Origin of the sequence: Flavonifractor sp. An91 (assembly GCF_002159225.1) — a bacterium.
GTDB lineage: Bacteria > Bacillota > Clostridia > Oscillospirales > Oscillospiraceae > Flavonifractor > Flavonifractor avicola.
On sequence record NZ_NFHA01000017.1, the window covers coordinates 1 to 14,984 of the forward strand.

Consider the following 14,984-nt stretch of genomic DNA (forward strand, 5'->3'; position numbering starts at 1 on the left):
CGTGCAAACGGATATACTGGCAGCCAGACCACGATTAAAAACTACATCCTGGCGCACCAGCATCTCATTCCGCCTGCTCGCTATGCGGTTGCTCCGCAGGGAAACCGTGGGCGGCGGTACACCACCGGCCCCGGAGACGCGTTCCAGATGGACTGGGGCTTTACCAAGGTCCAGTCTTTCACCGGAGAAGAATACTCTGTTGCCTGCTTTGCTATGGTCTGCCACCACTGCGGTGAGCGGTATGTGGAGTTCTTCCCCAACGCCAAGCAGGAAAACCTGTTCATTGGTATGCTCCACGGGTTCCGGTACATGGGCGTCCCTCAGTATATCCTTACGGACAACATGAAAAGCGTGGTTATCCGGCGGGACCAGGACGGGCATCCCCTTTGGCAGAAGGACTATGAGCAGTTCATGCGGACTGTGGGTTTCCAGACTAAGCTCTGTAAGCCCCGCCACCCCTTTACGAAGGGCAAAGTGGAGCGCCTGGTCCGTTTCGTGAAGGACAACTTCCTGGCCGGGCGGAGCTTTTGGAATGTAACCGATCTAAACCTCTCCGCGCTGGACTGGTGTGACGAGCAGAACACCACCTTCCACCGGGGATTGGGTATTCCGCAGGACATCCACAGGGAGCGGTGTGGCTCTGTGGTTACGAAACTGAACGACAGCCCTGAATTGTTGCTCTACCTTTGCCCTGAGCGGAGGATTTCCTTTGACGGGTTTGTGAACTACGAGGGGCGGCGCTTTGGCGTCCCCTACGCCTATGGCGGCAAGACGGCCCGTGTTATGCGAAACGGCTCCTGCCTTTATATTTACTCCGCAGATATGGCCCGCCTGCTCGCTACCCATGAAGTGACCTGGGCTTACCAGGACAGCTTCTGTGCTAACCAGTATGCGTTCCCAGAGCAGCCGGAGGAGTTTCCCTCCATGCCGGTGAAAACGGTGATTAGGCAGCTCCCGCAGACCTCCACCGACCTCTCCTTTGAGAAGTTTAACTTCACCAAGGAGGACGACGAGGATGACTGACTCTCTGTTTGAAGCGGTGGCCCATGCCACCCGTGAGCTGACAAAGTATGGTTTCTCCACCCAGGAATTTGCAATGCTGGTACAGCAGCACAACATGACCGATACTGAAGCCCTTGCCGTGGCGAAGGTATTTGACTATCTCCTGGAAAAGCGGGAGCGTTCCACAGTGGATTTCCTGCTCCGCACCAGCCGCCTCCCACTGAAGGTTCCCAAGACCTTTGACAACTTTGATTTCAGCCGAGTCACCGGAAAGAATGTTGACAAGCTCCGCAGCCTCCCCACGCTGTCCGCCCTCTATGCTCACAAAAACATTGCCTTTATTGGACGGCCTGGTACGGGCAAGACCCATCTGGCCCAGGCTTTTGGGCGTACCTGCTGTGAGCATGGATTTAGGAGTTACTTCATTAAGATGACAGAGCTGCGGGACCGTATGACTTCCGCACGCCGTTCCGGCCGGGAGAGCAACCTTCTGTCCTACCTTGTCCGCCCTTCCTGCCTGATTATTGATGAGGTGGGACACTGTGAGTTTGACAAGGAGAATACCCGGCTGTTCTTTGACATGGTGGACCGCCGCTACCAGAAGGAGGGCTACTCCAACATGGTCTTTACCAGCAACCGTGACCCTGCTCAGTGGAAGGAGAACTTCTGCGAGAACGATGCTCTTCTGTGCGCCCTGGACCGCATCTTTGACGATGCTGTGGTCTTTACCATTAAGGGAGAGAGCTTCCGGGGCAGGAAGTTGGAGACGGTTGCCTTGCGTACTTCTACTGGCTCACCGGCTGACCCGCAGCAGGCCGGGTAAACAATACTACCTGGGGGCTGGCTACCCCAGATTGGTGATTTTCGTTTGACCAAAATTGGCGATTTTCTCCTGACCCGGAGTGGTTAATTTCGCCCGACCCTAACAGCAATAACTGTACTGCAAATTTTGATCTTCATTGATTATGTAGAATTAATTAATAGAGGATTAAGCAAATGAAATTTGGATTATTAGATTGTACATATTTGCTTATCAGCTAACATGCCTATTTATAGGATGCAGAATGTGTATGCTTTGCAAAATGATAAGTCTAAAATCAACTCTGATAGGAGTCAGCTTATGCCAAAAGTTAGCGTAATTATGCCGGTATATAACTCCGAAAAATACCTGAGCGAAGCGATCGACAGTATCCTGAATCAAACCTATAGGGATTTTGAGTTCATCATTATTGACGACGGCTCTACCGATTCTTCGCCGGAGATCGTGCGCTCTTATTCTGACCCGAGGATCCGGTTCTATATCAATGAACACAATATGGGTGTGGCTGAAACACTGAATCTGGGATTGGAGTTGGCAAGCGGAGAATATATCGCCAGGATGGACTCGGATGATATTTCATTGCCAGAGCGGTTTGAAAAACAGGTTGCGTTTATGGATGCACATACTAAAGTTGCTGTATGTGCAACGGCTGTACATTTATTTGGTGCAGTAGAGGTAGATAGGGTGTTTTCTACTACACCTAATGAGTTAAAAGTTGATTTGCTTTTTGGTAATTGTTTTGCACATCCTACAGTTATGCTTCGCGGAAGCGTAATAAAAAACGAGAAATATTATTACAATAAAAATTTTGATAAGATGGAAGACTACGAGATGTGGGTGAGAATTTCTCGTAAATATGCCTTAGCATCGTTGAGAGATGTGCTGCTGAAATATAGAGTCCACTCCATGCAGGTAACCCAAAATTATGGTCAGGAATATGAAGTTCAGATCAGAGTATTAAAAGAGCAAATGCTCACTGAACTTGGGTTAAATCAAGAAAAGTATTTGCCTGGTTTCTTGTTGATAGGTCAAAAAGACCTGAATATATCACAAAGTGACGTGTGCCTGGAATTATTAAGCGCAATTGTTGTTGCAAACAATGGCAAGAACATTTATGAACCGAAAGCCTTGAGAAATAGTATAGTTAGTATTGTGAAAAGAATTCTTGCTGCTTATCCACGCAGCTTGGCGTTTAAATCAATACAAAAATTTGGTTTGAATCCCTTTTTATATACTGCGGAGAGAATGGTTCATGGTGTAAAAAGCAAAGTATCCAATAAGGTAAAAGTTGCACGGTTGCAGGTACGTTTAAAAAATAAAAATTTTACTATCATCTCTAACAACTGCTGGGGAAGTTTTATTTATCAAAAATACGGCTTGCCATATCAATCTCCCACAGCAGGATTGTTTTTCCTGGGACATGATTTTGTTAAGCTGTGCTCTGACTGGAAAACATACTTTTCTATGAAACTTAAATTTATCCCATGGGAATCATGCACATATTATGATGAATTGAAGGAGCAAAAGGCCTATCCGGTCGCAAAGCTGGGGGATATTGAAGTTTATTTTATGCACTACAAAACTGAGGCGGAAGCAGCTGAAAAGTGGTATCGCCGCATAGAACGAATCAACCCTGATCAAATGCTATTTAAGTTGTCCCAACGTGAAGGGTGTAGTAAAGAAGATGTAGAACGCTTCATGAAGCTGCCGCTAAAAAATAAGTTATGCTTCGCATATGATGATGTGCCTGGAACTATCCATGTCCCTGAACTAAACGGTTTCGTGGGCGATGAATTTCCTGTTGTCCAGAGATATACGGATGATCTTAAAATCCTAAATAGTCTTTAATAACGAAGTAAATGGGTTGAGGAATATGCCTAAAGTATCAATTATAGTTCCAATTTACAATGTCAAAGAGTATATGAGCGCTGCTGTTACCTCTGTAATAAATCAAAGTGAGAAAGATATTGAGATCATTTTGGTGGATGATGGTTCTACGGATGGCAGTGGTCGACTCTGTGACCAATTCGCTGAAAGCGATCCAAGGATTCAAGTCATCCATAAAAAAAATGGGGGGCTATCCTCAGCTCGGAATGCAGGAGTAATATCAGCACATGCTGATTATGTTCTCTTCTTAGACGGGGATGACTACATTCATCCAAGAACGGTGGAGCGGCTGCTGGAGGCCATTAGTATTGCTCCGGCAGATATTGTCCAGTTTCAATATCAAGAAGTAGAAGAAACGGTGAACTTGCCTGACCTGGCGCAGATTGAGATTATCGGACAGTCCCATACTGCACAAGAGGCATTCTCAAGGTTGTATGAGTACGGCGGAGTATATGCTTCGGGCTGTACAAAGCTGATCCGGAAACAGCTGCTGATAGAGATTCCTTTTGAAAATATCCGTCACGAGGATGAGATGTGGTGTACGAGGGTGTTCCAGAGAGATTTGACCATAACTTATATCCCCGATATTCTTTACGGATATATTATGCGTCAAGGAAGTATTATTCACAGCCAGTTTAGACCATCTATGCTTGATATTCTTGAAGTAAGAAAGCAGCGGATAGAAGCACTGAATAAATTAGGCCTGGAAGGACTGGAATCCCAGGAGATTGGCAAGCTGTTTTTTTCGCTGCTTACATTATATCGAGCGGCTGAGTATGCTCATGATGATATGTCTAAAGCGAAAATCATACACTGTTTTTTAGAGTATAAACATTTAATTATGCATAAAGCTTCCATACAGGGAAAATTAAAGTTATTTCTTCTAGTGGCGAGAATTAGAAATACTTTTCCGTTTTATCTGTACTGTCTGGTCGGTAAGGTACAGCGTTGGCGGAAGCCAAAGTAGTACGCATCTTAAGGCTATTATTAAAATAAGGTTATAAAACCTATTACAAGCTATGCGAGGAGTTACATGAAAAAAGCAGTTGCATTAAACATGATTGCAAATATATTGTCATTTGGCGTAAGTTTGGTAATCAGTTTCTTTTTGACGCCGTATATCACCGGACATGTTGGATTAGAAGCATACGGACTGGTAGGACTTGCAAATAGTTTTACAAATTATATAACGGTAATAACTGCAGCTTTGAATTCAATGGCAAGCAGATTTATCATTATTGAATTACATAGAAACGACAAAGAAAAAGCAAACAAATATTTTAGCTCAGTGCTAATTGCGAATACGGTATTTGCGCTGGTTCTTTTGATTCCTGCCATTTATCTTATTTGTAATTTGCAAATGTTAAATATAAGTGATAATCTTCTGTTTGATGCAAGACTTACGTTTACTATTATCTTTATAAATTTTATAATCGGGCTAATTGGAGCTTTCTTTGGTGTAGTACTGTATGCCAAGAATATACTTTGGAAAGGAAGTTTTAGAACTCTCGAAGCCAATATTTTACGTGTACTGCTGATCATTATGTTTTTTACGTTGCTAAGTGGCAAAATTTATTATGTGGCTGCTGCAACATTGATTACTGGTTTATATACCATTGCATTTAACATCTACTATACAAAAAAATATGTGCCAGAGTTAAAACTAAAACGCTGTTATTTTTCTTTTAAAGCAATTAAAGTTTTGGTTTTTTCTGGAGTGTGGAACTCCATTACAAAGCTAAGTCAAATTCTGCTGGATGGATTAGATTTACTTCTAAGTAATCTCTTCATTAATGGAGTTATGACCGGAAATGTTTCTATTGCAAAAACAATTCCGTCTCTTTATACATCGGTGGTAGCGATGTTGTCGGATTCTTTCTATCCGCAATTTCTTGAACTTTATTCAAAAAATAAAAAAAACGAATTGCTAAAAGAAATAAAACAATCCATAAATATTTTATCGGCAATATCCGGAATATGCCTATCTATGTTAATTGTATATGCAAAAGATTTTTATTACTTGTGGCTTCCTGAAAATGATGCACAGTTACTTAGCGCATTAACTATTCTCGCAACAGGTACAGTTTTGATCAGTGGATGTGTGTATTCCTTGTACAGTGTTTTCTCACTAACGAACAGAGTGAGAAACAACTCAATTGCGCTATTGGTAACCGGCATATTAAGTACAATCACTACATTTGTTTTGCTCAAATTCACTGATTTGGGAGTGTATGCAATTGTTGGTGTGAGCTCTTTTTATGGAATTATAAGAAACTTAACATTTACACCGATCTATGCGGCAAAGTGCTTAGGTCTATATAAATTTGCGTTTTACCCGGTTATTTTAAAAAATCTCCTCAACGTGGCGATTTTGGTTGTAATGGAAAATACTGTAAAGAGTTTTATATTGCCTTCTAGCTGGGTGATGCTGATGTTGAACGGCATCATTAATCTTATGATTGGATTAGTGATTACAGCTTTTGTAATGTTTAATAAGCAGCAACGAAAGGATTTACTGAAAAAGATTAGGCGAAACAAGTAGGTCGAAGAATGATGGTAAATAAGCATGCATATTTGATTATGGCCCACGGCAACTTTGAGTTATTGGAAAAATTATTGCGGCAAATAGATGACCCTCGCAATGATATCTATATTCATATAGATAAAAAAGTAGCACATTTTGACTTTTATTATTTCCAAAGAATATGCGTATACTCTCAGGTGATTTTTACAAATAAAAGGATTAATGTTAAGTGGGGACATAGTTCTCAGGTGAAAACTGAAATGAGTTTGTATGAAATGGCTGCTCAGCGGCAATATGCATACTATCATTTGATCTCCGGAGTGGATTTGTGCTTAAAAACTCAGGAGGAGATCCATCACTTTTTTAATAATAAAGATGTGGAATATATTTATTATGAAGACCAAGCAAGCACATGGGATTATCAGAGACTAAGTTGGTATCATTTCCCTAAAACTTGGGGCTATAGAATAACGGCAAGATTGAACTGGCTACAGGAAAAGCTAAAAGTAGACCGAATTAGAAGATTTAATATGTTATTTCGAAAAGGATATAATTGGTGCTCGCTGACGCACAGTGCTGTCATGTATCTTATTGCACACAAGAAGTTTATCTTCAAAATATGCCGTGCAACAGTCTGTGCAGATGAGTGCTATAAGCAGTATTTGCTCTGCAATTCGCCCTTTGCAGAAAAAATATTTAAAAATTCAGAAGGCCGTACCGATGATCTGAGAGAGATTGACTGGGAACGGAGGGTAAAAGATTCTCCCCACGTGTACACCATGGAGGATTTACAGCGGCTGAAGCAATCCCCGAAGCTGTTTGCTCGAAAATTTGATGAAAAGGTTGACAGGCAGGTTATTGATGCGATCATTCAATATGTAGAATTAAGGAAGACGCTAAAATGAAAATAGGTATTGTAACCGTCTATGAGCCTATTACCAATATGGGGTCTTATCTCCAGGGATATGCGCTAAAGACGGCATTAGAAAAGATGGGCCATAAAGTTTATTTTATTCAAAATATCTCACCAATAAAGCTGGCCTGCAAGTACTTATGCAGAATTAACCCTAAAAGAGAATTTTTCCTGCGGCTTCAAAAGGCAAAAGAATTTTTGCGCGATGTTCATAGAATAAAATGTGTGTCTAGAGAACGGATCCTTCAGGAACAGTTTGATCTTTTGGTCTATGGAAGCGATGAGATTTGGAACTTGGACAACCCATATTTTAAAGATGGCCTTTTTTGGGGACTGGATGTTGGCGATACCAATAAAATTGCCTACGCGGTCAGCGTTGGTGCGGTAAAAGATAGCAGCTTGACAACCTGCGCAGAATATCTTCGCGAACTTCCCAACTTTCGGTCCATTCTGCCCAGAGATGCCCGGACAAAAGAAGTTGTAGACCGAGTAGTGGGGGGAGACCACGAGATCGTATGTGATCCGACATTGCTGCTTCCGCTGGAGAATATCTCTGAGAGTATACAGCTGCCCAAGAACAGGTATATGCTGGTGTATACTTATGGCTTGGATCCAGAGATGCAAAATACAGTGGTGAGCTATGCAAGAAAACATAATTTGAAAATTATCTCCCCTTGCTTCTGGCATCCGTGGGTTGATGAGGTAATTGAGTGCTCAGCGCTGCAGTTTAGCGCATTGATACAAGGAGCCGAGTGCGTGTTCACGACGACCTTTCATGGCGCAATTTTTACGCTTTTGAACCATAAGAGATGTTGTATCTATCCGGTTCGTGAAAAGGTCAAGGATCTTGTGGTACGGTTGGGAGAAGAACAGCGCCTGATTGAAGAAAACTGTTCAAGCCAATGTTTTGAACAAATAATTGCACAGCCATTTGATGATGAGGCATTTGAAGCGAGACTTGACAAGTGGCGGAGGTACTCCATGGATAGATTAAAGGAGGCAATTTCTTGCTTGGGAAAATAAAAAAGTATGTTCGGGAACATACGCAATATGGGAAAACAAGGTATCTTAATTATCTTTATCAATATGATTTGAAACAATATGTGGAGCACTCTTGTATGAATGAGCAGAATAAAGAGTGCGTTGCCACCAAAATAAGATTATTGGTTCATGCATTAGAGAAGGGGATGTCTCTGCCTCATTGCAGACCTGGATTTGGAAAAGATAAGGTCTTAGAATTACTGGATCTGTGCAAAAAATATCAGTCTTTTGATGAGAGAAAAGACGATCAGATTGGCCAATTGGTTGAAGGTGTAGTGTCTGCATACGTTAACTATCAAGTTGCTCAGGGTGGAGCAGTAGATTTTATTCCTAAAGAGTATTTGGAAAAAAGCGATTCTATGGCGGGTATTATTAGCTTACCGGTCAAAAAGTCCACAAATTTTGAAGAGATAGCAAAAGGACGTCACAGCACCAGAAGCTATGCCGATAGAATAGTTTCCGATCAGGTTATAAGACAGGTTGTACAACTTGCGCAGACGGCCCCCAGCGCCTGCAACAGACAGGCAACGCATATATTTGCGTGTGTTAACTTAGAGAAAATTCAACAGATCATGCAAATGCATGGTGGGACAAGAGGATTCGATAGACCGGGCGTAATATTTGCGATTACAGGGGACCTTAACTTATATCAAAATGAATATGAAAGAAATGCTGTGTTTATAGACGGCGGAATCTTTCTGATGAACCTGCTTTATTCCATTGATGCGTACGGTTTGGCAGCCTGCCCGGTGATATGGGGTTCTGAGCCCGACAACGATGCAAAACTGGCCGATATTTTAGGGATCCCAAAGTCACATAAAATAATATCGTTGGTTACTGCTGGACACTATGCGGGAGAATCTTATATAGCTGCAAAGTCTGAAAAAAGAAATGTGAATAGCATTATGCATATTATTAAATAGATATCCCGCTTTAGCACTTTGTAGTGCGGTGGAAAGGAGTGGTGATACACATGAACATCAAGATTACCGACCTTTTAGATCTGTCCCACACGATGGCAGGAGACTACCTAAAGCAGTTCCGGTATCCTTGGGAGGCGCTGGACGGCATCAAGGAACTGATCCTCTCTCTCGGGGTTGGACTCTCTCCTGAAGAGTACGATCAGCCTGCCGAACACGTCTGGGTACATAAGAGTGCTACCGTTGCCCCTACCGCATATCTGGGTGCCCCCTGCATCATTGGTCCGGAGACCGAGGTGCGCCACTGTGCCTTTATTCGTGGTTCCGCGCTGGTGGGCGCCAACTGTGTGGTGGGCAACTCCGTGGAACTGAAAAATGTAATCCTCTTTGACAATGTGCAGACCCCCCACTATAACTATGTGGGCGACTCCATCCTGGGCTATAAGAGCCATATGGGCGCCGGTTCCATCACCTCCAACGTGAAGTCGGACAAGACGCTGGTGGTGATCAAGGGCGATACCGCCATTGAGACCGGCCGAAAAAAGATGGGCGCCATCTTGGGCGACTATGTGGAGATCGGCTGCAACTCGGTGCTTAATCCGGGCACAGTGATCGGCCGCCGCAGCAGTGTCTATCCCACCTCTTGCGTCCGGGGCGTTGTGCCTGAGGACAGCATTTATAAGGACAAGGATCATATCATCAAGCGCAAAGCCTGACAACAATAATAAATAATAAAGAAAGAGTGAGATAAATGGGAAAATATTTTGGAACAGACGGCTTTCGCGGAAAGGCCGGTGAAGGCTTAACTACCGATCATGCTTACCGTATCGGCCGGTTTCTGGGCTGGTATTACGGCCGGGAGCACAAGGCCCGTATTGTGGTAGGCAAGGACACTCGTCGCTCCAGCTATATGCTGGAGTATGCCATCAGCGCCGGTATGGCGGCGTCTGGCGCCGATGTGGGTTTGCTCCACGTGACCACCACGCCTTCTGTGTCCTATGTTACCCGCACCGATCATTTTGACTGCGGTGTTATGATCAGCGCCTCCCACAACCCCTTCTATGACAACGGAATCAAGCTGCTCAACGGCGAAGGAGAGAAGATGGAGGACAGCGTCATTGCGCTGGTAGAGGATTATCTGGATGGCAAGCTGACGGTGGATGGACAGCCCGTGGATACGCTTCCTATGGCCACAGAGGAACGGGTCGGTCACATCGTAGATGAAGTGGCTGCCCGCAACCGCTATATGGGTTACCTCGTCTCGCTGGCCGTGTACTCCTTTAAAGGTAAGCGAGTGGCTTTGGACTGTGCCAACGGCAGCGCCTGGCATATTGCGCCCCAGGTCTTTGAGTCTCTTGGGGCGGAGGTGTTTACCATCAATACCAATCCGGACGGCACAAATATCAACCGCGATGCCGGTTCTACCCACATTGAGGGACTCCAGCGCTATGTAGTGGAAAATCACATGGATGTGGGCTTTGCCTACGACGGTGATGCTGATCGCTGCCTGGCAGTGGACGAAAAGGGCAACCTGGTGGACGGCGACCAGATCATGTACCTGTACGCCTGCTATATGAAAGAGCGGGACAAGCTGACTACCAATACGGTGGTGACCACCGTGATGTCCAACTTCGGACTGTACAAGGCACTGGAAGAGGCGGGAATCAATTATGAAAAGACCGCCGTGGGCGATAAGTATGTCTATGAAAACATGGTGAAGTACGGCCACCGCATCGGCGGCGAGCAGTCCGGCCATATTATCTTCACCAAATATGCCCGGACAGGCGATGGTATCCTGACCTCCTTGAAGGTGATGGAGGCCATGCTGGCCCGGAAGCAGCCCTTGAGTCAGCTTGTGGCTCCCATGACGGTGTATCCTCAGGTGCTGATCAATGTGCGAGTCAAGGACAAGCAGGAAGCCCAGGCAGATCCCGATGTGCAGGCCGCTGTGGCTGCGGTGGCCGACGAGCTGGGGAATACCGGACGGATCCTTGTGAGAGAGTCCGGTACGGAGCCTCTGGTCCGGGTCATGGTGGAAGCTCCTGCTCAGGAGCAGTGCCAGACGCTGGCCCAGCGTGTGGTGGACGTGATCAAAGAGAAGGGACACGCAGTGTAAGATGCAGATAAACTCTGCGGCGTTGCGATCCGGCCAATTAGATGCCGGTGGGAGATAGGAGTGCTTTATTATGTCGATTTTAGTCAGTGGCGGTGCAGGCTATATTGGAAGCCATACCTGTGTAGAATTGGTGCAGGCTGGTTATGAGATCGTTGTGGCCGATAATCTGGTCAATTCCTGTGAGGAAGCAGTCCGGCGGGTAGAGCAGATTGTAGGAAAGCCGGTTCCTTTTGAAAAAGCGGACCTGTGTGATCCGCTCCAGGTGGAGGAAGTGTTTTGCCGCCACCCTGAGATCGAGGCCGTCATTCATTTTGCGGGTCTGAAAGCAGTGGGAGAGAGCGTATCCAAACCCTTGGAATACTACAGCAACAATTTGATGAGTACGCTGGTATTGCTCAATGCCATGCGGAAACACGGAGTGAAGGATTTTGTCTTTTCCTCTTCTGCGACGGTATATGGGAATCCGGCCAGCGTACCCATTCGGGAGGACTTTCCCACTGGCGGAACGACCAATCCCTATGGTACCACGAAGCTGTTTGTGGAACAGATCCTGATGGACTACTGCAAGGCGGATCCTACTTTAAATGTTGCGCTGCTGCGTTATTTCAACCCCATCGGAGCCCATGAGTCTGGTATGATTGGCGAGGATCCCAATGGGATCCCCAACAATCTGGTGCCGTATATTGCTCAGGTAGCCGTAGGCAAGCTGGAGCAGATCCATGTGTATGGAAATGACTACCCGACGCCCGATGGTACCGGTGTGCGGGATTACATCCACGTGGTAGATTTGGCTCGGGGACATATTGCGGCGCTTCAAAAGCTGGAGACCAACTGCGGGCTGTTTGTGTGCAATCTGGGAACGGGCAGAGGATATTCTGTGCTGGAGATGATCAAGGCCTACGAAAAAGCGTGTGGAAAGCCTCTGCCCTATGTGATTGACCCCAGAAGACCGGGAGATATTGCGGCTTGTTATGCCGATCCCGCGAAGGCTCAGGAAGAACTGGGTTGGAAAGCACAGTATGACCTGGAGGAAATGTGCGCTTCCTCTTGGAAGTGGCAGGCGACAAATCCAAATGGATACCGCAATTAAGATTTCCTGTTATATCATATAGAAAATACGGATTTTCTGCGATCTTTAATTCGGTAAGGTGCCAAAGCCACCTTGAATTTAATGGAATTATGTGCTAAAATGGCAAAAAAGATTTAAGGCTTAAATGGCGCCGGAATCTCTGGTAGCGATATGTTATAACGTAAATATTTGATTATACAAATGGGTTACCTGGTTTTGCAAATACATGATTGAGGTTATATGTAAAATTTGATATAATCTGCGTGGATTTTGCAAAATAATACGGGTAAGGAGATAGGCAAGGATATGGTGGAAAGAAAAAAAGAAAATATGGAGATAGATCTGACAAAGCTATTGTTCCTCTATCTGCGAAAGTGGTGGCTGATTTTGCTGTGTGCCATTGCGGGCGGAGGCATTATGTATTTCTACACGACAAACTTTGTGACCCCCATGTACCAGGCTGGAGTGACCATCTATGTCAATAATGTGGAGAGCGGACAGCAGATCGATTATATCTCCGGCAGCAATCTGACCGCCTCTCAGCAGCTGGTCAGTACCTATGTCAACATTATCCGCAGCGATACTGTGTTAGAAAAAGTGGCGGACAGCATGGAAATGGATATTTCTGCTGAATACATCCGTTCCATTATGTCAGCTTCACAGGTTGGCGAAACAGAGCTTTTTGATGTTTATATTTCTCATCCGGATCCTGAAATGGCTGCCTTGATTGCCAATGCGGTGGCAGAGGTTGCGCCAGGGGAGATTGAGAATTTTGTGGAAGGCAGTTCTACCAAGATTGTAGACTATGCCAAGGTGCCCGGCGCCCCCTATTCTCCCAGCTACCGGAAGAATGTGATGCTGGGAGCGGCGGTTGGCGTTATCCTGATTGTGGCCCTTCTCACCGTTCGGGATTTGCTAGATGTACGGATCAAAAAGGAAGAAGATCTGCTGGAGATTTCTGACCTGCCTGTACTGGGGCGTATCCCAGTGTTTACTTCTGGTAAGGGCCAGAAATGATACGGGTACGCACGCGGAAGAATGTGCTGGTATATACGGTTGAGGAAGAGAGACAGGGTGCATGATGATTTCAGTCAAGAAGAAAAAAGGCGGTGCGCATGTGTCCAAACGGACGAAAAAGCGAAGTACAGAAAGTATCTCTATTTTGGAGGAACGTAAGCACCTTTTGACGCAAAAGGATGACTTTTTTACCCAGGAAGCCTACAAGACGCTGCGCAGCAATATTATTTTTTCCCTGACGGGAGAAGAGGGAAACAAGATCATTCAGGTTACCTCCGCTATGATGAGTGAGGGAAAGAGCATTACCTCGGTGAACCTGGCCATATCCTTTGCGCAAACGGATCGTAAGGTTTTACTCATTGACTGCGACCTGCGTCGGCCCAAGCTGGCCAGTCTGCTTTCCTTGGGTGCAAATGTGGGGTTGAGTAATGTTCTGGTGGACCACACGCTGCTGGAGCAGGCCATCCTTCCCACCAAAGTACCCAACCTGAGCGTTATGACATCGGGAGAGATCCCCCCGAATCCCTCGGAACTTTTGGGTTCCAAGCGGATGACGGCGCTGCTGGAGGAATTGCGGCAGGTCTACCATTACGTCATTCTCGATACGCCGCCGGTCAATATGGTGACCGATGCAGTGGTGCTGGCTTCCCGCAGCGACGGCGTGCTCATTGTGGTGCGGGCCGGACACTCGGAGAAGGGAAGCGTTCAGGATGCTGTCGAACAGCTGGAATATGCCAAAGTCAAAATCCTGGGCTACGTTCTGAACGGAGTGGATTCAGAGCGCGGCGGTTATGGTTCTGGAAAGTACAGAAGGTACAAGAAGTATAAGGGATATGGCTACGGTTATGGGTATGGCTACGGCTACGGCTACAGCAGTCCTCCCTCCAGCCGAGAACCGGAACCGGAAGAGAGAGGGAAAACGGAATGACCGATTTACACACCCATATTCTTCCCGGCATGGATGATGGAGCCCGGGATGTGGAAACCAGCCTGGAGATGCTCCGGATGGAATGGGACCAGGGTGTGGACAGGGTCATTTTTACCCCTCATTTTTACCGGGAAGAGGAGGATGTATCTTCCTTTTTGTCCCGGCGGCGTCAGGCCCTTTCCCGTTTGGAGCAGGCTGCATCGCAGCTGCCGGCACGGGAGCGGGCGGTGCTGCCCCGGTGGGAGCTGGGCGCAGAAGTGGCCTGGATGCCGAACCTGGCAGACAGAGAGGAACTAAAGGATCTCTGCCTTGGCCAAAGCAATTATTTTCTACTGGAGTTGCCCTTTACGCCGTGGAGGGACCAGATGATCAGCCAGCTCTATGATCTGCTGGGCCGGGGCCAGTTTATCCCGGTCATCGCTCACCTGGACCGCTATTGGGACAGGCAGCGAAAGGAGCAGATTGAGCAATTACTTCGGTTGGGTGTTCCCATACAGTTAAGTGCCAATATATTGTTAAAATTCTTCTCTCGCAGGAAAGCGTTGCGGATGATCCAGCGTGGACAGATTTTTCTGCTGGCGTCGGACTGCCACAGTCTCCACCATCGTCCACCCAATCTGGGGCCTGCTGTAAAGGTTCTGGCCCGGCAGTTGGGATGGAGGCAGGCGCGTCTCCTGTGCCGCCGGGCGGAGGATGTGAGTTCAAAGCGGGAAGAATTATAATATAGATACAGCGCATTAGAAGAAG

Annotated in this window: 14 protein-coding genes; all 14 read left to right on the plus strand. The window is 46.1% G+C overall.

Annotated elements, in window-relative coordinates; translation table 11 throughout:
* Positions 1-1,023 (plus strand): DDE-type integrase/transposase/recombinase (locus B5G42_RS10500; protein WP_087270011.1); only part of this gene is annotated, 1,023 nt, incomplete at its 5' end.
* Complete coding sequence (locus tag B5G42_RS10505; RefSeq protein WP_204220834.1) at positions 1,016-1,825, plus strand: ATP-binding protein; 810 nt, start codon at positions 1,016-1,018, stop codon at positions 1,823-1,825. The genes B5G42_RS10500 and B5G42_RS10505, both read left to right, overlap by 8 nt.
* Positions 1,826-2,122: 297 nt before the next feature.
* A complete protein-coding gene (locus B5G42_RS10510) occupies positions 2,123-3,670 on the plus strand; it encodes a DUF1919 domain-containing protein (RefSeq protein WP_162611079.1) in 1,548 nt (515 codons plus the stop codon).
* Between the two features lie 25 nt (positions 3,671-3,695).
* Positions 3,696-4,676 (plus strand): glycosyltransferase family 2 protein, encoded by a 981-nt coding sequence (locus B5G42_RS10515; protein WP_206406181.1) that lies wholly within the window; start codon positions 3,696-3,698, stop codon positions 4,674-4,676.
* A 66-nt stretch (positions 4,677-4,742) separates the two neighbouring features.
* Positions 4,743-6,251 carry a hypothetical protein gene (locus tag B5G42_RS10520; protein WP_087270020.1) on the plus strand — a complete coding sequence of 503 codons (1,509 nt, stop codon included), beginning with the start codon at positions 4,743-4,745 and terminating at the stop codon, positions 6,249-6,251.
* Between the two features lie 8 nt (positions 6,252-6,259).
* Positions 6,260-7,138: a beta-1,6-N-acetylglucosaminyltransferase gene (locus B5G42_RS10525; protein ID WP_087270023.1), complete on the plus strand. Its 879-nt coding sequence runs from the start codon at positions 6,260-6,262 to the stop codon at positions 7,136-7,138.
* Positions 7,135-8,169: a polysaccharide pyruvyl transferase family protein gene (locus tag B5G42_RS10530; RefSeq protein ID WP_087270026.1), complete on the plus strand. Its 1,035-nt coding sequence runs from the start codon at positions 7,135-7,137 to the stop codon at positions 8,167-8,169. Before B5G42_RS10525 ends, B5G42_RS10530 begins: the two co-directional genes overlap by 4 nt.
* Before the next feature lie 95 nt (positions 8,170-8,264).
* A complete protein-coding gene (locus B5G42_RS10535) occupies positions 8,265-9,110 on the plus strand; it encodes a nitroreductase family protein (protein WP_140399837.1) in 846 nt (281 codons plus the stop codon).
* 50 nt (positions 9,111-9,160) lie between these two features.
* Positions 9,161-9,823, plus strand: a complete 663-nt coding sequence (locus tag B5G42_RS10540; protein ID WP_087270030.1) for a UDP-N-acetylglucosamine pyrophosphorylase — start codon at positions 9,161-9,163, stop codon at positions 9,821-9,823.
* Between the two features lie 35 nt (positions 9,824-9,858).
* On the plus strand, positions 9,859-11,223 hold the full coding sequence (glmM, locus tag B5G42_RS10545; protein WP_087270033.1) for a phosphoglucosamine mutase: 1,365 nt from the start codon (positions 9,859-9,861) through the stop codon (positions 11,221-11,223).
* A gap of 70 nt (positions 11,224-11,293) precedes the next feature.
* Positions 11,294-12,313, plus strand: coding sequence for a UDP-glucose 4-epimerase GalE (gene galE / locus B5G42_RS10550; protein ID WP_087270036.1), 1,020 nt, complete (start codon positions 11,294-11,296; stop codon positions 12,311-12,313).
* A 285-nt stretch (positions 12,314-12,598) separates the two neighbouring features.
* Entirely contained in the window at positions 12,599-13,309 is a 711-nt protein-coding gene (locus B5G42_RS10555) for a YveK family protein (protein ID WP_087270039.1), read from the plus strand.
* 145 nt (positions 13,310-13,454) lie between these two features.
* The gene (locus tag B5G42_RS10560; RefSeq protein WP_162611080.1) at positions 13,455-14,237 is read left to right on the plus strand and encodes a CpsD/CapB family tyrosine-protein kinase; all 783 of its coding nucleotides are present in this window, start codon (positions 13,455-13,457) and stop codon (positions 14,235-14,237) included.
* Positions 14,234-14,959, plus strand: a complete 726-nt coding sequence (locus B5G42_RS10565) for a tyrosine-protein phosphatase (protein WP_087270045.1) — start codon at positions 14,234-14,236, stop codon at positions 14,957-14,959. Before B5G42_RS10560 ends, B5G42_RS10565 begins: the two co-directional genes overlap by 4 nt.
* Positions 14,960-14,984 lie beyond the last annotated feature (25 nt).